At 62.3% G+C, this 18674-nt stretch carries 16 protein-coding genes and 2 tRNA genes; all 18 read right to left on the minus strand.

All coding sequences use genetic code 11. From position 1 onward, the window contains the following. Positions 1 to 62: 62 nt before the first annotated feature. Positions 63 to 617: a YceD family protein gene (locus tag KSY82_RS03620; protein WP_035138128.1), complete on the minus strand. Its 555-nt coding sequence runs from the start codon at positions 615 to 617 to the stop codon at positions 63 to 65. Then, positions 617 to 1114 (minus strand): ATP synthase subunit B family protein, encoded by a 498-nt coding sequence (locus KSY82_RS03625; protein ID WP_022094019.1) that lies wholly within the window; start codon positions 1112 to 1114, stop codon positions 617 to 619. Before KSY82_RS03625 ends, KSY82_RS03620 begins: the two co-directional genes overlap by 1 nt. A 68-nt stretch (positions 1115 to 1182) precedes the next feature. After that, a complete protein-coding gene (coaD, locus tag KSY82_RS03630) occupies positions 1183 to 1680 on the minus strand; it encodes a pantetheine-phosphate adenylyltransferase (RefSeq protein WP_118065328.1) in 498 nt (165 codons plus the stop codon). Further along, the gene (rsmD, locus tag KSY82_RS03635; protein WP_217750062.1) at positions 1673 to 2302 is read right to left on the minus strand and encodes a 16S rRNA (guanine(966)-N(2))-methyltransferase RsmD; all 630 of its coding nucleotides are present in this window, start codon (positions 2300 to 2302) and stop codon (positions 1673 to 1675) included. Before rsmD ends, coaD begins: the two co-directional genes overlap by 8 nt. Then, on the minus strand, positions 2299 to 4476 hold the full coding sequence (gene recG / locus KSY82_RS03640) for an ATP-dependent DNA helicase RecG (RefSeq protein ID WP_217750063.1): 2178 nt from the start codon (positions 4474 to 4476) through the stop codon (positions 2299 to 2301). Before recG ends, rsmD begins: the two co-directional genes overlap by 4 nt. Positions 4477 to 4486: 10 nt before the next feature. After that, positions 4487 to 6148, minus strand: a complete 1662-nt coding sequence (locus KSY82_RS03645) for a DAK2 domain-containing protein (RefSeq protein WP_217750064.1) — start codon at positions 6146 to 6148, stop codon at positions 4487 to 4489. 27 nt (positions 6149 to 6175) lie between these two features. Then, a complete protein-coding gene (locus KSY82_RS03650) occupies positions 6176 to 6565 on the minus strand; it encodes an Asp23/Gls24 family envelope stress response protein (RefSeq protein WP_006234031.1) in 390 nt (129 codons plus the stop codon). A 161-nt stretch (positions 6566 to 6726) separates the two neighbouring features. Next, a tRNA-Asn gene (locus KSY82_RS03655) sits at positions 6727 to 6801 on the minus strand. Positions 6802 to 6834: 33 nt separating this feature from the next. After that, a tRNA-Asn gene (locus KSY82_RS03660) sits at positions 6835 to 6909 on the minus strand. A gap of 187 nt (positions 6910 to 7096) precedes the next feature. Then, positions 7097 to 8437 (minus strand): RNA polymerase sigma factor RpoD, encoded by a 1341-nt coding sequence (gene rpoD / locus KSY82_RS03665; RefSeq protein WP_217750065.1) that lies wholly within the window; start codon positions 8435 to 8437, stop codon positions 7097 to 7099. Positions 8438 to 8547: 110 nt separating this feature from the next. Next, on the minus strand, positions 8548 to 10677 hold the full coding sequence (gene dnaG / locus KSY82_RS03670) for a DNA primase (protein ID WP_217750066.1): 2130 nt from the start codon (positions 10675 to 10677) through the stop codon (positions 8548 to 8550). Continuing rightward, complete coding sequence (gene ribF / locus KSY82_RS03675) at positions 10670 to 11677, minus strand: riboflavin biosynthesis protein RibF (RefSeq protein WP_254881703.1); 1008 nt, start codon at positions 11675 to 11677, stop codon at positions 10670 to 10672. Before ribF ends, dnaG begins: the two co-directional genes overlap by 8 nt. Next, entirely contained in the window at positions 11674 to 12606 is a 933-nt protein-coding gene (gene truB / locus KSY82_RS03680) for a tRNA pseudouridine(55) synthase TruB (RefSeq protein WP_217750067.1), read from the minus strand. The genes ribF and truB overlap by 4 nt, the downstream gene beginning before the upstream one ends. A gap of 15 nt (positions 12607 to 12621) precedes the next feature. Then, positions 12622 to 13665 (minus strand): DHH family phosphoesterase, encoded by a 1044-nt coding sequence (locus KSY82_RS03685; protein ID WP_217750068.1) that lies wholly within the window; start codon positions 13663 to 13665, stop codon positions 12622 to 12624. Continuing rightward, positions 13658 to 14068, minus strand: coding sequence for a 30S ribosome-binding factor RbfA (gene rbfA / locus KSY82_RS03690; RefSeq protein WP_117647311.1), 411 nt, complete (start codon positions 14066 to 14068; stop codon positions 13658 to 13660). The genes KSY82_RS03685 and rbfA overlap by 8 nt, the downstream gene beginning before the upstream one ends. Positions 14069 to 14079: 11 nt before the next feature. Continuing rightward, positions 14080 to 16794: a translation initiation factor IF-2 gene (gene infB, locus KSY82_RS03695; protein WP_217750069.1), complete on the minus strand. Its 2715-nt coding sequence runs from the start codon at positions 16792 to 16794 to the stop codon at positions 14080 to 14082. A gap of 91 nt (positions 16795 to 16885) precedes the next feature. Beyond that, a complete protein-coding gene (gene nusA, locus KSY82_RS03700) occupies positions 16886 to 18133 on the minus strand; it encodes a transcription termination factor NusA (protein ID WP_217750070.1) in 1248 nt (415 codons plus the stop codon). Between the two features lies 1 nt (position 18134). Beyond that, the gene (gene rimP / locus KSY82_RS03705) at positions 18135 to 18629 is read right to left on the minus strand and encodes a ribosome maturation factor RimP (protein WP_217750071.1); all 495 of its coding nucleotides are present in this window, start codon (positions 18627 to 18629) and stop codon (positions 18135 to 18137) included. Between the last annotated feature and the right edge of the window lie 45 nt (positions 18630 to 18674).

Consider the following 18674-nt stretch of genomic DNA (forward strand, 5'->3'; position numbering starts at 1 on the left):
TGACCTTCCTTATGAACTATCCAGTGTGGCGATTACGCGCAAGTAGCGATACTACCACAGTTTTACTCGTCAAGCTTGAGATTCTTCAATGCTGCAAATGGATTTTCCGTGGCAGCGGCCCATTCGGCCTCTGCTTGAGCGGCGCAATCGCATTGCTCGACGTTGAGATTGATGCCGCAGGTGGGGCACAGGCCGCGACAATCGGGCTTGCACAGGACAACGAACGGCGTGTCCATGACGACCGCGTCGTTGATGGGCTCGCCCAGATCGACGATGCGATCCTCGCCCAGCAGCTCGTAGCCGTCTTCGTAGGCCTCGGGGTCCTCGGGCTCGTTAAAGAGATAGAATTCCTCAATCTCACCGGCGATATCAAACGAAGCGGGCTCCAGGCAACGGTCGCACTCACCGGTTGCGTGCGCGCGGACCATGCCCGTAAGCAGAACACCGGTGCCGGCATTGGTAAAGACCACGTCGTAGTCAATGCCGTCCTGCAGCTGGTACTCCTTCTCGCCCACCGTATAGGCGGCGACATCGACCTTGCCGGTCAGCGGATACGAGTCTCCGGGAAACTCGAGCTGCTCGGAAAGATCGACGGTAACGTTCGGGAACTCAGCCATTACCACTGACCATTCTGCTGGGCGGCACCCTCGTTAAGCTGCTGGCGACAACGGGTGACGGTGCCGGTCAGGCTCTTGAGGTTCTCCTCGAGGTGCGTAAAGACCTGCTCGGCGTAATCCTCGGCGGCATAGCGCGTCTCGCGCTCATACTGCTGGGCACGGTCGCGGATGTCGTCGGCCTGCTGCTGCGCTAAGCGGACGATCTCCTGCTCGCCGGCAATGGTGAGCGCCTGCTGCTGAGCATCGGCGATGATGGAATCGGCCTGAGCGGCGGCGGAAGCCATAAGCTCCTCGCGCTCCTTGAGGATACGGCGGGACTTCTGCCATTCCTCGGGATAGCTCATGCGGATCTCGTCGAGGATGTTAAAGAAGACGTCGGCATCGATAACCTTCATCTGGGCGTTCTTGCCGAACGGCGTCTTAGCCTCTTCGATGAGCCCCTCGAGCTCGTCGACAAGACTCACGATCCTGTCGCCAGGAAAATTCTCGCCCGGCATCCGGTCTCCTTTCATAGGTAACATATCATCGTGTTAGTTTACCACATGCCACCAGGCATTAAAAAACGTCACGAAAAGCGATGTTTAAGCGCCTTGACCACATTGGGCGGAACAAAATTAGAGACGTCGCTACCGAGCGAGGCAATCTGGCGAACCACCGAGCTCGAGATATAGCCGTACTGCGGCGCACTCATGACAAAGATGGACTCCAGCTCGCTATCCAGGCGGTAGTTGAGGTCGGCCTGCTGCAGCTCGTACTCAAAGTCGGTCATGGCACGCAGGCCCTTGACCACGGCTCCTGCTCCCTGTTCGCGGGCAAAATCGACCAAGAGCCCGGTGAAGGGCAGCACCTCGACGCCGTCAATATCACCGAGCGCCTCACGGGCCAGCGCCACGCGCTCGTCGAGCATAAACGTGGTGCCGACGCCGTTTTTGCCCTGCGACTCGGCAACGGCCACAATCACGCTGGGAAAGATGCGGCGGGCGCGGCGGATGACGTCGATATGGCCAAACGTGATGGGATCGAAGGTGCCCGGGACGATTACGCGGTTAATGGTGTCACTCATGGGCATCCTCCGTGGGTGCGTCGCTATCGTTGCCATCATCCTCGCCGTTGCCAACCCAGCGAAGCAAGTCAACCGAGGTTATGCCGTAACGCTTCTCGCGCACGGTCTCAAAGCCTGCCGGATGTGCGCCCGTATCGGCCGCAGCGTGCTCAAAGAGCGCGTAGGCACCCTGCGACAGCAAGCCTTGCTGAGCCAGGTTCTGCAGCAGCTCCTCGACCGGCTCGGCACCAAAAGCATAGGGCGGGTCGAGCAGGACCAGGTCAAAGGGACCGCCCGGCACGCGGCCGCGCGAGGCGCTTGCCAGCACGTCACCCGTCACCACGCGCCAACGCGCACGGTCACGGCACAGCGACTCGATATTCTTGGTAATCAGACGAGCAGCGTTGCGATCGATCTCGAACGTGGTGAGCGAGCGGGCACCACGCGAGAGCATCTCAATGCCCAAGGCGCCGGAGCCGCCAAAGGCATCCAGCACGCGGACCTCGTCCAGATCGAAGTCGAATGCCGACATGACCATAGATGCGCACGCCTCGCGCACGCGATCGGTCGTGGGGCGGGTGACATCGCGACCACGGGGCTCCTCGATCTTACGACCGCGCCATTCGCCGCCGATGATTCTCATCCTCCGCTGACCTCCTTAAAGATGTGTCGATACCGCATGGCGACCGCATCGCGTAGAGGGCGCGTCGCCACGGAGTCAAGGTTGCAAGCATACCGCAAGAGCTCGACCGCGTCCAAATGAGCCCACTCGATCAATTCCTCGTCGGCATCCAGGTCCACAAAGCGCAAGGTCACGCCGCCATGCTGGCGGTAACCCAGGATTTCGCCCTCGTGGCGCAGACGCAGGTCCATCTGGGCGAGCGTAAAGCCGTCCGAGGTCTTCTCGAGCGACTGGAGGCGGTCTTGAGCCGCCGACGCGCCGCCGTTGCCCTTGGAGTGCGTCATGACCAGGCACGTACCCGACACGCTGCCGCGGCCTACGCGCCCGCGCAGCTGATGCAAGGCCGCCAAACCAAAGCGCTCGCCATTCTCGATGACCATGACGGTGGTGTTGGGCACGTCAACGCCCACCTCGACCACCGTGGTCGATACGAGCACGTCGATCTCGCCGCGCTTGAAGGCATCGATGACCCGGTCCTTCTCCCCCGCCGGCATGCGGCCATGAAGACGATCGATGGCAAGCCCCGGTAATGCCAGACGAAGGCGATCGAGCTCGGTCGCCGTGTCATGCAGAGGCACGGGCACGGTCACGCGGCCTTCGTCGTCGCGAGCGATGCCGGGTACGTCTTCGAGTTCATCGGCCGAATCGCTCGGCTCCACGAGCGGACAGATAACATAGGCTTGCTGCCCCTTTTCGTGCGCCTCGCGGATGGCGCCATAGGCCAGGTCGCGACTCGACTCGGTGAGAACGCGCGTCGTCACGCCGGCACCCGGAACGGGGCGATGGCGGATGATGCTCGTATCCAGGTCGCCGTACACCGAAAGCGCCAGCGTACGCGGGATCGGCGTGGCAGTCATGACCAGCAAGTCGGCACCCGGGCCTTTTGCGCGCAGGGCGTTACGCTGGCCCACGCCAAAGCGGTGCTGCTCGTCGATCACCACAAGCGACAAATGCCTGAACGTGACGTTCTCCGAAAGCACCGCATGGGTACCAAAGAGCACGTCGAGCTCGCCAGACTGGAGCCGAGTATGAATCTGTTCACGCTCGGCCGCCGGCGTGGCTCCCGTCAGGAGCGCCCAAGTCATGCCAGCCTGCGAGAGTAAGGGGCCGGTCTTATCGGCATATTGACGCGCCAGCACGCCCGTGGGCGCCATAACGCAGGCCTGGGTGCTGCTATCGGCCGCAACCGCCAACGCGCAGGCGGCAACGGCGGTCTTACCGGTACCGACGTCGCCCAGCAGCAGACGGTTCATCACGCGACCGCCATCGCACATGTCATGCAGGATGTCTTGAAATGCAGCCTCCTGCTCATCGCTCAGCGAAAACGGCAGGGCCTGTTTAAGCGCAGCCAAATGCTCGCCCGCGGCATGCGCATAAGGCACTACGTCGACCATACCGCCGTCATTGCGCAGGCGCAACGCGAGTTGCAGGTAGAGACACTCCTCGTAGGCGAGACGCCGGCGCGCGATGTCGCGCTCGGCCATGCTCGAGGGAAAGTGAATCGAGCGCAGGGCACGGGCATTGCTCATGAGCTTCCGCTTTGCACGCAGCGGTGCGGGAATGGGATCAAACGGATAGGCAGCCACTTCGAGCGCACCGCTCACGATACGGCGCATCCACGCCTGGCTCACACCGTCGCTTACGTAGTGGACCGGCAGGATGGTGCCGGCAGCACGCCCCTCCTCGAGCTTCTCGAAGTGCGGGGAGGCCATCTGCTTAAAGCCGTAGGCAAACTCGACCTTGCCCATCACCGCCAGACGGTCGCCCCGTTTGAGCTGCTGGGCAATCCAAGGCTGACGGAAAAAGGCAACCTGCAGCACGCCCGTCTCGTCCACGAGCGAGACCTCAGTCACCTGCATGCGCGGACGGGGCTGTTTTTGCACAATACGGTCGACCGTGGCGATGATGGTGCATACGGTGCCGATGGGCGCCATCTCGATGGACCACGAGCGAGTGAAATCCAGGTAGCGATGAGGAATATGGAGAAGGAGGTCCCCCACCGTCCGAATTCCCAGACGGCGAAGGGCCTCCTCACGTTTACCCGAAACATATTTGAGTCGCGCGATATCCTCATCGAGCGCATTGCTCTGGGCAAAGCGCTCCGAGACGCGCGGCACGGAGCACAGCTCGGACATGGCCAGTTGCCTACTCGATCGAGAAGATCACAGGATAGAGCGGCTGCTCGCCACGATGGGCATCAATCTCCAGATCGGGCTGAGCCTCCTCGATGGCGTCGACGATCTCCTGGAAGGCCTCATCGGACAAATCCTCGCCAGCCAGAATCGTCAGCGCGTCGCCCTCCTCTTCCTCCTGCATGCGGTTGATGCAGTCGAGCGTGACCTGCTTCACGTCGGAGCCGACCACATCGATGGAGCCGGCGATGATACCCATGACGTCACCGGAGTGAATCGGCGAGCCGTCGGAGGCGCTGGAATCGCGCACGGCACGGGTGACCTCGCCATCGCGGACCTCGCTGATGGCATCGACCATAGCGGCAACAGCATCCTCGAGCTCGGAATCGGGCAGGACCGCGAACAGCGCGGAGAAGGCCTGCGGGACGGTCTTGGTGGGAACGACGGCAACCTTCTTGTCGGTGCAGGCAGAGGCAGCGGCCTCGGCAGCCATGCGGATGTTGCCGTTGTTGGGCAGGATGATGACCGAGGTCGCGTTGACCTGGTCGACGGCGCCCAGCAAGTCGGCGGTCGAGGGGTTCATGGTCTGGCCACCCGACACGATCACATCGACGCCGAGGGACTTGAGGATGTCAGCCTCACCAGAGCCAGCCGCAACGGCGACAAAGCCCAGAGCCTTCGCGGGCTCGGCAGACTTCTCCTGGTCCTCATGGATCTTAGCGGTGCGGTCGTGGGCCTCCATCTCCATGTTGTGGATAAAGACCTCATAGATCTGACCGAGCTGCAGCATATGCTCGAGCACCAGGTTGGGGGTGTTGGAGTGCACGTGGATCTTGTAGTCGGGGTAGGCGCCCACGAGCAGCTCACAGTCGCCCATAGAGCCCAGGAACTTCAGGCACTCGTCCTCGTCAAAGGGAGCATCGGCCTTAAAGAGGAACTCGTTGCAGTAGCGGAACTCCGAGCCCTCCCAGTCGTCGTTAGCCTCGATCTCAACACGGCCAAGAGCGGCATCGCGAGCAGAGCCGGCGGAATCGAACGTAGCGGAGAAATCCTCGACCACGGTGCTGCGGCCAAGGGCGGCGGCAACAAAGTTCTCCAAGAAGATGGCAAAGCCAAAGGCGCCGGAGTCGACCACGCCGTTCTCCTTGAGGACGGGCAGCAGGTCGGGCGTGCGGGCGACGGACTGGTAGGCCTCGACGACGATGGCGTCGAGCGCATCCTCGGCAGAGAACTTCTTCTTCTCGCACTCGTCTGCCTTCGTCGAAACATCACGCAGGACCGTGAGGATCGTGCCCTCGATGGGCTTACGAACAGCCTGGAAGGCAACCTTGACGGCACGACGGAAGGCGAAGGCGATATTGGCGGACGTAATGGGCTCATCGGCAGAGACAAGGCCCTCGGCCACGCCGCGCAAGATCTGCGAGGTGATGACGCCGGAGTTGCCGCGGGCGCCCATCAGGGAGCCGTGGGTGATGGCGCCAGCAATGGCCTCCATGTCGGCATCGGCGGGAAGGGCGGAAAGCTCCTTGGTCACCGAGGCGAGCGTAAGCGACATGTTGGTGCCGGTGTCACCGTCGGGTACGGGGAAGACGTTGAGCTTGTTGATCTCCTCGGCCTTGTCGGAAACGGCAGCCGCAGCGATCGGAAAACAGGTGCGAATGGTCTTTGCAATCATAAGTGATGAAATCTCCGTATTCGGATGCTAGTTCAGACGGCTCTTGAGCGCGTCGATGTGAATGCCGATCTTAAGGCTGGCGGGATCGATTTGGGCGATCTCCTGCAGGGTGAAGGCGACGGAGCTCGAAAGATTGTGGCAGACGGACTTCATGTTGACGCCGTTCTCGAGCACGACGTGAAGGTCGACCGTAAGGCCGTTCTCGTCGGCGGAAACAAGCACGCCCTTGCGGAGGCGCTGGCCGGCAAGCAGGCGCACGCTCTCGGCGCCCTGCAGCTGTTCGGCCATACCGACGACGCCGTAGCACGTCATCGCGGCATAACCGGCAATATCGGCAATAACGTCGTTCGAGACGCTCAGGCTGCCGTTAATGGTCTCAGACACAAGAATCTCCTTTTCTGGTGCTCGCGGCACCATGTCGTGGGAGCAATCATTCCAACATTTTACAACGACCGCGCCATGTTAAGGCCACGGGGTTCGCGATTACATCCTCGACACGAAATGTTGATACGGTAACGTTCGCCACCGGTGATCGCGGCATGAAAAAACCCGCCGCATAAGCGACGGGTTTTAAAACCTGGCTCCCCGGGTAGGACTCGAACCTACAACAGCGCGGTTAACAGCCGCGTGCTCTACCATTGAGCTACCGAGGAATTTAAAGCCCAACGGAAAGGGCTGGAAAATTCTGGCTCCCCGGGTAGGACTCGAACCTACAACAGCGCGGTTAACAGCCGCGTGCTCTACCATTGAGCTACCGAGGAATAGGTGCGTGCTCTCAAGCAACGAAGTTTATTATACGGACGATTGGGCGAAGGGCAAGAACTTTTTTAAGAAATTTTCCGACCCAGTCGTTGGGGACGTTCTTAAACGACTAGTCATTTAAGAACGTCCCCAACGACTACATAAAGCGCCCTCAAGCGGATGTGCTTGAGGGCGCCTCTTGCTTGACTAGCTTTCGATGTAGTCCTTCAGCTTGCTCGAGCGGCTCGGGTGGCGGAGCTTGGCCAGGGTCTTGGACTCGATCTGGCGGATACGCTCGCGCGTGACGCCAAACTCGCGACCGACTTCCTCGAGCGTGCGGGGATGTCCGTCGACGAGACCAAAGCGCAGCTCGATAACCTTGCGCTCACGATCGGCAAGCGAATCGAGCACCTGGGTGAGCTGCTCCTGCAGCATGGAGAAGCTGGCGGCATCGGGCGGAACGATAGCCTGGGAGTCCTCGATGAAGTCACCCAGCTGGGAATCCTCTTCCTCACCGATCGGGGTCTCGAGCGACACGGGCTCCTGCGAAATCTTCTGGATCTCGCGGACGCGGTCGGCGCTCATGTCCATCTCAGCACCGATCTCCTCAGGGGTCGGGTCGCGACCCAGATCCTGGAGGAGCTGGCGTTGCACGCGGACGAGCTTGTTGATGGTCTCGACCATGTGCACGGGAATACGAATGGTACGGGCCTGGTCGGCAATAGCGCGCGTAATGGCCTGACGGATCCACCACGTGGCGTACGTGGAGAACTTGAAGCCCTTCTGGTAGTCGAACTTCTCGACGGCGCGGATCAGACCGAGGTTGCCCTCCTGGATCAGATCCAGGAACAGCATGCCACGGCCGACATAGCGCTTGGCGATGGAGACGACCAGACGCAGGTTTGCGCTGATGAGCGCTTGCTTGGCCTCAAGACCAACGTTCTCAATACGCGTAAGACGACGCATCTCGGAGCGTGTGAGTTCAATCTCGCCTGCATCGGCAGCCTCGAGCTTCTCGGTAGCCTCGAGACCGGCCTCGATCTTCATGGCCAGATCGACCTCTTCAGATGCGGTCAGCAGGTCGACCTTACCGATCTCCTTGAGGTACATACGAACCGGGTCGCCGGTCAGCATCACCGTGGAGGCATCGATGCCGCGCACGCGCGAACGCGAACGGGACGTGCGCACGGTGCGCTTCTTCTTGCTCTTGGAAGAGCCCATCTCGGCATCGGCCTGGCGGGCCATCTTAAGCTCGTGATCGTCAAGCGAGCCGGAATCGTGCTCGTCATCGTCGAAATCGTCGGTATCGTTATCGTCATCGTCGACGCCCATCGGGGCGTCGTCGTTTCCGCTCGCGGAGATAATCTGGATGCCGCTGTTGCGCAGCGCGGAATACACCGCGTTGAGCTGCTCATCGGAGACATCGATATCCTTCAGGGCGACCTGAATCTCGTCCTCGGTTACCGAAGTCCTGTTTGAGCCGTTGCCCATGAGCTTTGCAACGTAGGATTCCAGCCCAGTACCCGTGCTCTCAGTCTTTTTTGGCACAGATTCTCCCTTCGTAGTCCACAGGACTCAATACTTTAGCACACACAAAGACGTCTATACCCAAAATAAAGACAGGATATAGGCGAGAATACGCTGGTTGACCACAACATCTAGGCCTGATCGGCACCTGCGGTCTCCAAACCGATCAAACGGAACGGGTCGGCCACGCCACCAATCGACTTTTGGAGCTCGCGCTGGCGCTGTGAATCTTGCACCGCCTGCATCGTTAGCACGCGACGGGCCTCATCGTCGAGTGAACGGTCCTGACGCAACTTGGCCTGCGCAGCTCGCATGCGACGTTTGATGGTGTAGAGCTCGAGCGTATCGAGCATAAAGACGATGTTCGTCTCGGTCGGGTGCTTGCTCGTTGCCGAGATGCGCCCGGCGCTGACAAGCGACGCCGCCTCGGGACACACCGCGCGCGCCGCATCCATGCAGGCAGCAGGATCGGTGCCCGGCGGCGTTGCCAGCACGGCCCACGCAATGGACTCGTGACGCGGGTCGACCCACTCGATAGAACAAATGCGATCGGCATAGGTGCGGAACAGATCGGGATAGCTCGTGAGCATGGTCAGCAGCTCGCGCTCCCCCGCCAGGGATTTCCGCTCCAGATCGGTCAAAACGATCGGCATCGACGGAGCCGCCGCCGCGCTTGGACTATCGGCAACGGGTGCCGCGCTTTCCATTCCCGCCGGCACATCGATTGGCGGCAGATCCTCGTCGACCTCAACCGGCGCGGCCCCATAGGCATCAAGCGGAACGTAGTCGTACGGGTCCTCCTCGACCGGTGCGGACACCGGCGGCGTCGCACCCGCGGCCCAGGCACCGCGACCGGCACTGCGCGCACCAGCCGCACCGCCGCCCGAGCTTCGTCCCTGCGAACCGCCCGCGCGCTCAGCTTGCGCGCGTTGACGCTCGTAGTTCTGCTCACGCCGACGCTCGGCATCCTCACGCTTGGCGATATCGCGAAACACGCGGCCCGAACTCGCGCGCACGGTCTCCAGGTCCAAACCCAACAGGTCGGCAATCTGAATAAAGTACGTGTCGATCATATAGCTGTCGCGCAGCGGATAGATGAGCGTCAGCGCATCCTCGAGCGCTTTGGCGCGACCGCCCGGCGTGGTAATGTCGCTCGACTCCTGCAGCGAACGATAGACAAAGTCCATGAGGGGCTCGGCCGTGTCAATGCGCGCCTGCAGCGCCTCGCCGCCATGCGCCGTGATGAACTCCATGGGGTCGTTGCCGTCGGGCAGCACCACACAGCGGAGGTCCATCGAATCCTGCTCGATAAACTGAATCGCGCGGCGCGCGGCCTTTTGACCGGCGGCGTCGCCATCAAACATATATACAATGCGCTTGGCAAAGCGGGTGAGTGTCTTTACGTGATGCTCCGTCAGCGCCGTGCCCAGGGTGGCGACGACGTTTTTGATCCCCGCCTCCCAGCAGGCGATGCAATCGGTATAGCCCTCCACCACGATGGCAGTATCCTGAGCAACGATAAACTCCTTGGCCCAGTTAAAGCCGTAGAGGTTTCGCTTTTTATGAAACACGCTCGTCTCGGCGGTGTTGAGGTACTTAGGCTGACCATCGCCCATGATGCGCCCGCCAAAGGCGATATTGTGACCCTGCTCATCAAAGATGGGAAACATCACACGGTCGTAAAAACGGTCGGCAAGCTGTCCGCGCCCACGGCTCACGGCCACGTTGGCGTCAATCATCTCCTGCGGGGTAAAGCCCGCCTGAGACAGGTGCGAAACCAGCGCGTTGCGACCAGGCGCAAAACCCAGGCAGTAGCGTCGGCAGACATCGCCACCCATACCGCGGCTGGCAAAGTACTCGCGCGGACGGCTGTCCTTACCGCGCATAAGCATGGTGTGGTAGAACTGAGCCGTCTCGGCGCACAGATCATAGATGCGGGCGCGCTTGGTGCCGCGATCGCGCTGCGCACCGGTATCGTGCAGTTCAATGCCCGCACGATCAGCCAAATAGCGGATCGACTCGGGAAAACTCAGGTTCTCGCGCTTCATGATATAGGTAAAGACGTCGCCGCCCTCGCCGCAGCCAAAGCAGTGCCACACCTGCGTAGCAGGGATAATGTGAAACGACGGGGTCTTTTCGCCATGGAACGGGCAGCAGCCCCAAAACTCATGGCCGCGGGGCTTGAGCTCAACCGTTTCCTGCACGATGGCAACCAAGTCCGACGCCGCGCGTACTTGATCTTTTTCCTCATCGCTAATCACGGATGCCCACCCCCTGCTCACCCAAGTTATGACGGATATCGTCGATATTACCCTCGACGGTCGCGATCAACTCGTCCAGGGAATCGAACACGCGAGACGGACGCAGCCAGCGCGTAAACGCCAGCGACACCGAGGCGCCATACAGGTCGCCCGCATAGCCGATCAAGTTGGCCTCGAGATGCGCCGAGGTGGCATCATCGGCATAGGTCGGCGGCAGGCCGACGTTAACGGCAGCAGGCCATACGGTATCGTCGACCAGCACCAGACCCTCATAGACGCCATCGGCAGGCACTTGGATGCCGTCGGGCACCTGGATGTTTGCCGTGGGAAAGCCCATGTCGGAGCCCTCGTGACGGCCAGCCGCCACAACGCCGCGCAGCATATAGGGACGGCCGAGAAGCTCGGCAGCCAGCTCCACATGACCCTGACCCAGCTCATGGCGGACGCGCGTGGCGCAGACGGTCTGCCCGTTAACGCAGAGCAGGTCGTGACCGTAAACGTCAACCCCACGCTCAGTGCCCCAGGCGCGCATCTCGGCAACGCCCGAAGCGCCTCCGCGGCCGAGCCTAAAATCGCTACCGACACGAATGGAGCGAATGTCGATAACGCGCGACAACAGCGCCAGAAACCCGACATGATCGAGTGCCGCCACGGCGGGCGTAAAGGGAACGGCCACCACCGCATCGACCCCGGTTTGAGCCAGGGCATGCAGGCGGTCGGCCGTCGTCATCAATTTTTGGGCGGGCGACGGACTCACCACGACGTCCGGATCGGGATCGAAGGTGACCACGACCGCTTTGCTGCCGTGATCATGTGCATCGCGAATAACCGCTTCGATCAGCTCTTGGTGCCCACGATGCACGCCATCAAACACGCCAATAGCGATCGACGCGGCACCCAAGAACTCGCACCCATCAAAAGCATCGGCAGAAACGATACGGGCCTCATCCAACTCACCCGCGAAAAAGATACGCGCGAGCTCGTGGGGCGTCAGCATCATCGAACACCGCCGATCGCCTGCGGAAAGACGTGCTCCATCACAAAGCGGCCGCCCTCGATACGAGCAAGCGCCTTCAATCCCCCATCGAGTACGAGCGCGAACGGCGCCTTCGCCGTATCGAAGTCCGCAAGCGCGCGTTCAACGGGAATGCGGCGGCCACAAAGCAGGTCGTCTGCAAGATTACCCGGCAAATCGACTCGCGTGGCACCTAGGGCGGCGATGGGATCCAGAGCGAAACCGGCAGCGGTCTCGGCAGAGAGCTCCTCTACCGCATGACAGGCGCCAATGGAAACCACGCCGGAGGCCGTACGGCGCAGCGCGGAAATATGTGCAGCACTATCGCAGGCACGACCCAGATCGCGAGCGAGCGCGCGAATGTAGGTGCCTTTGCTTACCGAAAACGCCACGGTCCAGACGCACGTATCGCCCTCGCCGCCCACGGCGATCAGGTCGGCGGCATAGACCTCGACGGGGCGCGGGGGCAACTCAACCGCATTGCCCTCGCGAGCACTCTTATAGGCGCGAACGCCATTGACCGAGATGGCCGAAAACGCTGGCGGCACCTGCATCTGCGGGCCAAGCATAGCGGCGAGCTGCTCACGGGCGTAAGCGAGATCGCGCAGCTCGGGGGCAACGGGCACCGTGCGGACGGCCTCGCCCTCCGCGTCATCGGTATTGGTCTCGACGCCAAACGAAATGTCGGCGACATAACTTTTGGTATCGAGGGTTAGCATGCCCAGCAGACGGGTCGCCTGGCCCACGCCCACCACCATGACACCCGAGGCCATGGGGTCGAGCGTACCGGCATGGCCGACGCGTCGCTCATGAAGGGCGCGTCGGCACTTCGAAACCACGTCGTGGGACGTACAGCCCACCGGCTTATCGACGGCGAGCAGCATATTCAATTGAGAAGGCGTACGACGAGCCATGTACCATCCAAAATGTTAGAGCTCGACGGTCACCGAAGCGGGATCCTCCCCCACCAGCTCGGCCAGCATGGGAAGTGCCACAGCGAGCGTCTCGCGAATCGTTCCGTTGTTGGAAAAGCCGGCGGCGGCATGATGCCCGCCACCGCCAAAGTTGGCAGCGATTTCGGACACATCGAGGTCGCCCTTGGAGCGCAGGTTGCCGCGCACCTTGGTATCGCCCTCGATGCCCTTTAGGAACAGGCAGACCTCAACGCCCATCACCGAACGCACCACATCGACCAGGCCGTCGCACTCGTCCGAAGTGACGCCGCAGGCCTCGAGGTCGCTCTGGTACGCATAGCTATATGCCACGCGACCGTGCGCCACCGTCTTGATGCGGCCCATAACGATGGACTTGAGATGCAAGAACTCAACGCGCATGCTCTGGTAGACCTCGAGCGCAACGCGCGCCGGATCGGCACCGTGCGCGACCAGGCGCGAGGCAGCATGGAACGCAGCGGCATCGGCGTTTTGGTACTGAAAACGACCGGTATCGGTCACCAGGCCGCACAGCAGGCAGGTCGCGACACCGTTGCGAGCCACAATGCCGCAATTGTCCAAAAAGCGGTCGATGATCATGGCGCAGGCTGCGGCGCCGACGCACCTCAGGCTCAGCTCGGCAAATTCCTCACGCGCCGGATGATGATCGAAGCACACCACATGCGACGAGCGGCGGAGTACCTCGGCTGAGTTGTTCAGACGCTCGACGACCGGCACGTCCACCGAGATGAACAGGTCCGGATTGCCGGTATACGCAGATGCCGGCACCAGACGGTCGGCGCCCTCCATAAAGCGGTAAATGCGCGGAACCGGGTCATCGTCTGCCAGCAGCAGGGCAATGTCCTTGTTGGGAAAAAACTTCATAAGCGAGAGGCCCAGACCCAGCACGGAGCCCAGGGCATCACCATCGGGAGACGTATGTCCCGAAATCGCAATGGAGGACGCATCCTCGATGAGCTCGAGGATGCGTCGCTGAATATCTGCAGACTCGCACGATGCGAGGTCGGCGGAATTACTCATCTAAAGCTGCCTCCTGGGCGGCATCCGCTATGGGATAGCCGTCCTCGTCCTTTTCGATCGCAAGCGTGGCGGGAACGTTTTCCAGCGCACGCGTGATGCGCTCGGCCTCATCGGTCGAGCGATCGATGCGAAAATCGAGCTCGGGCGTGACGCGCCAATCGAGCGAGCGGGCCAACAGGCTACGGATGCGGCCCTTGGCGCTGGCGAGCGCCTCCATGACCTCGTCGTAGCGGCTCGCGTCGCACGACACGTACACGCGCGCGAACGAACGGTCCACCGCGACCTCGACCGCGGTCAGGGTGACCAGGTCGAGACGCGGATCGGAAACCTCAAAGAGCAGGATATAACCGAGCTTCTCGCGAAGCTGCTCGCCCAGACGGCGGGTTGCCTGCGTTTGCTTCATAGCGCTACCCCCTACTCGGTACGGGCAACCTGGTCAATGCGGTAGCCCTCAATGGTGTCGCCAGGCTTGATGTCCTGGAAGTTCTCCAGGCCAATACCGCCCTCGGAGCCGCTCTTGAGGCTCTTGGCCTCGTCCTTGTAGTGGCGCATCGAGGCGATTTTACCGTTGAAGACCACGATGCCGTCGCGCACCAGGCGCACAGAATCGGTCGCGGCGATCTCGCCCTCTTCGACGCGGACACCGGCGGCGATACCAACCTTGGGCACCTTGAAGGTGTCCAGAACGGTCGCAGTACCCGTGGAGACCTCGACCTCGGTGGGCTTGAGCATACCGATGCGGGCAGCGTCGAGGTCCTCGAGGCACTTGTAGATGACGTCGTAGCAACGGATCTCGACGCCCTCGCGCTCGGCGGCGGAGCGGGCCTTGCCGTCGGGACGGACGCCAAAGCCGATGATGATGGCGTTGGAGGCGTCGGCCAGGACCACGTCGGTCTCGTTGATGGCACCAACGGCGGAATGGATCGTGTTGATGCGCACCTCGGACTGATCCATCTTGTCGAGGGAGTCCTGAAGGGCCTCGATGGAACCCTGGACGTCGGCCTTGATGATCAGGTTGAGCTCCTTGACCTCGGCGTCGGCGATGGTCTCGAAGAGGTTCTCGAGCGTCACGTGCTTCACGCGGCTCTGCTCCTCGATACGGGCCTTGAGCGAACGCTCGTCGGCCAGCGCACGTGCCTCGCGCTCGTCCTCGAACACGCGGAACTCATCGCCGGCGTTGGGGACGGACTGCAGGCCCAGGATCTCGACGGCGTCGGAGGGACCGGCCTCGGTGACGGCGTTGCCCTTGGGGTCGAGCATGGCACGGACGCGGCCATAGGTGAGGCCGGCGACCAGCGTGTCGCCCACGTGCAGGGTACCGCGGGTCACGAGCACGGTGGCAACCGAGCCGCGGCCCTTGTCAAGCTTAGCCTCGAGGACGTTGCCCGATGCGAACGTATCGGGGTTGGCTTTAAGCTCGAGCACGTCGGCCTGGAGCAGGACGGTCTCGAGCAGGTCGTCGATACCGATCTTCTGCTTGGCCGAGATGTTGACGAACATGTTCTGTCCGCCCCACTCCTCGGGGATGATGCCGTACTCGGTGAGCTCCTGGCGCACGCGGTCGGGGTTGGCACCCGGCTTATCGATCTTGTTGACGGCGACGACGATGGGGACGCCGGCGGCCTTAGCGTGGTTGATCGACTCGATGGTCTGGGGCATGACGCCGTCGTCGGCAGCCACGATCAGGATGACGATATCGGTCACCTTAGCGCCGCGGGCACGCATGGCCGTAAAGGTGGCGTGACCGGGGGTATCGATGAAGGTGATCTTACGGTCGTTGATCATGACCTGCGAAGCGCCGATGGCCTGCGTAATGCCGCCCGCCTCGCCGGCAGCGACGCCGGTGTGACGGATGGCGTCGAGCAGCGAAGTCTTGCCGTGGTCGACGTGGCCCATGACGGTGACGACCGGGGCGCGCGGCTTAAGGTCGGCGGGATCGTCGTAGAACGAGAAGGTGTTCTCCTCCTCGGGGGTGATGATCTTGATCTGGCGGCCCAGGTCGTCGGCAACGAGCTCGACGAGGTCATCGGACATGGACTGCGTCATGGTAAGCGGCGTGCCCAGCAGGAACAGGCGCTTGATGATGTCGTTAGCCGGAACGTCGAGCGCCTCGGCGAGCTCCTGGACGGTAACGCCCTGGGAGACCTTGATGGCGTCGAGGTCCTCGGGGTTCACGCCCTGGGCCAGCGCCTCCTCAATCTTGCGCTCTTCCTGAGCCTTTGCGGCCTCGCGCTCGCGCTTCTCCTTGCGCTTTTTGCGGCGACCAGTGGACTCGCGAGAGGCCTCCTCGACGGCGGCACGAGCCTCCTCGAGCACCTTCTCGCGGCTGTACTCCTCGGCCTCGCGAGCCATGCGGCTGTAGTGATCCTCTTCGTTGTTGTGACCGCCCTTGCGCTTCTTGCCCTTGCCCTGCTTATCAGGGTTGGGGAAGTCCATACCGGCAGCGACGTTGTTGCTGGCATTAGTGCGATGGCTGTGGGGACGGTTCTCGGAGGCGTTGCGCTCGGAGTTGTTGTCGGAGGCGTTGCGATCGTTACGACGACCACCGCGGCGGTCGTTGTTGCCGCCACGACGGTTGCCGCGCTCGGCGGCGCGCTCGGCCTTGGCCTTCTCCTCGGCGTCCTTCTTCTCCTTGAGCACGGTCTCCTGTGCGGCGATCTGGTCGAGCAGCGAACGGAAGCGCGAACCGGAGTCGGAAGCGGGAACGGCGCGGCGCTGGGCCTCGCGGGCAGCCTCCTCCTTCTCGCGGGCAAGACGCTCCTGCTCGGCCTTCTTCTTGGCCTCGGCCTCAGCGCGGGCGGCCTCCTCGGCAGCCTGGGCGGCGGCGAACTGACGACGCTCCTCCTCGCGAGCCTTCTCGGCAGCGATGCGCTCGCGCTCCGCCTCGGCAGCGCGTGCTGCCTCCTCGGCGGCAGCGGCCTGCTCCTCGGCCAGCTTGGCGGCCTCGACTTCCTGGGCGCGGGCCTCGATCACCGAAGCGAGCTGCTTGCGGACCATAGCGACGTAGGCGTCCTCCAGGGCGGAGGAAGCGGACTTAGCGGGAATCTTCATTTCGGCGAGATGACCCATCAGTTCCTTGGAGGTCATGCCGAACTCTTTGGCCAGGGTGGACACACGGACTTTTGCCATATGACTTCACCTACCCTTTCTGGCACCTTGGGTGCCTAGAGACTGAACGAGCGTGGGATATGCGCCGGGACCCGCCCGGCGCGACCGCGCGCTAGATCAGGTCCTCCGCATCATCGAAGGCGTCGGTGTCGTGAACACCGCAGAAACGGGAGCCGGGACGGGCCTGGTTGCGGCACTGGATGCCGTCCTCGGACACGAACTCGCAGCGACGGACGTCCTCGTCTTCCTCGTCGCCGATCAGATCGGCGGCGGGCTCCTCGTGAACGGGAACGTTCTTGAGGATGTCGACGGCAAGGGTCTCGGACTTGATGTCGATGTGCCAGCCGGTCAGGCGCGCGGCGAGGCGGGCGTTCTGGCCCTCCTTGCCAATGGCGAGGGACAGCTGGTCGTCGGGAACGATAACGCCGGCGTAGGCCTTCTCCTCGTCGATGAGGACGCGGGTGACCTTGGCGGGCGACAGGGCGTTTGCGACGTAGACGGCCGGATCGGCATCCCACAGGATGACGTCGACGCGCTCGCCACGGAGCTCGCCCACGACGGCGCGAACACGGCTACCCTTGGGGCCGACGCAGGCGCCCACGGGATCCAGACGATCGTCGAGCGAGTGAACGGCGACCTTGGAGCGCTGGCCGGGCTCGCGGGCGATCGACTTGATCTGGACGGTGCCCTCATAGATCTCGGGCACCTCCTGCTCAAACAGACGACGCATGAGCTCGGGGTGGGTACGGGAGATGACAATCGGCGGACGGCTGTGCTCGCCACGAACCGGCTGCAGGTTGGAGTTGGGGTCGCGAACGTCGATGATCACGGCCTTAATGTGCTGGTTGTGCAGGTAGCGCTCGCCCATCGGACGCTCGTTGCGCTCGTTCTCGTAACGGCGCTGGTCGAAGTGCGGAAGCTCGGCCTCGACGCCCTCGCGAATCTTGACGATCGTGAAGTCGGGCGTGGACTGCAGCACGGTACCGCTGATGAGGTCACCGATGCGGCCGGAGAACTCCTCGTAGATCTGCTCGCGGGCGGAGTTGCGCACGATGGCGTTGATCTCGGCCTTGGCGTGCTGGGCGGCGATGCGGCTCGTGTTCTTGGGAGTGACGTCGATTTCCTCGAACTCGGTGAAGTTGCCCTCCTCGTCCATGGAATCGTCGATCGGCTCCAGACGGTAGACGTAGATCTTACCGGTGGTACGGTCGATAGTCACCTTAGCGCCCCACTCAAGATGCAGGATCTCGGCATAGCTCTTGGCGAGCGACTGCTCCAGGCGGTCGATCAGGTAGAGCTGGTCGATGTGCTTCTCCTGGCAAAGCTCCATCAGGGCGGACATCATGTCGGATGCTGCCATCTTACTTTCCTTCCTTCGCGGGCTTGAAGTCATAAGTGGGCTTCAACTTGCACTTTTTAACATCAGAGAAATCGAGGATGACGGACTCGCCGTCCTCGAGCTCGAGGGTCACGTTCGTCTCGGTGGCGGCGGCAATCTTGCCGGCGTACTTGCGACGTCCCTCGGTGGCGGTGGAGGTGAGCTCGCAGTTCTCGCCCACAAAGCGGGCAAAGTCACTCGGGCGGCGCAGCGGGCGCGCCATACCCGGGCTCGACACCTCGAGCGTATAGCTCGATGAGATGGGGTCGAGCTCCTCAATCACGTCGCCGACCCATTTGGTGTTGGCCGTGACGTCATTGAGCGACAAGCTCTGACCCTCGGCACCCTCGATACGCACACGCACGCAGGGGGCCTTGGTGGCACCCACGAGCTCAACATCGACGATGTCGACATCGTGCTGGGGAGCGACGGCCTCGAGCGCGTCGATGATCGCCTGCTCGGTCTTGGTCTTGACCATTGCGGCACCTCCATCCATACAAAAAAGAAGCGGGGCCGAAACCCC

This window comes from Collinsella aerofaciens (assembly GCF_019131995.1).
GTDB classification, from domain to species: domain Bacteria; phylum Actinomycetota; class Coriobacteriia; order Coriobacteriales; family Coriobacteriaceae; genus Collinsella; species Collinsella aerofaciens_S.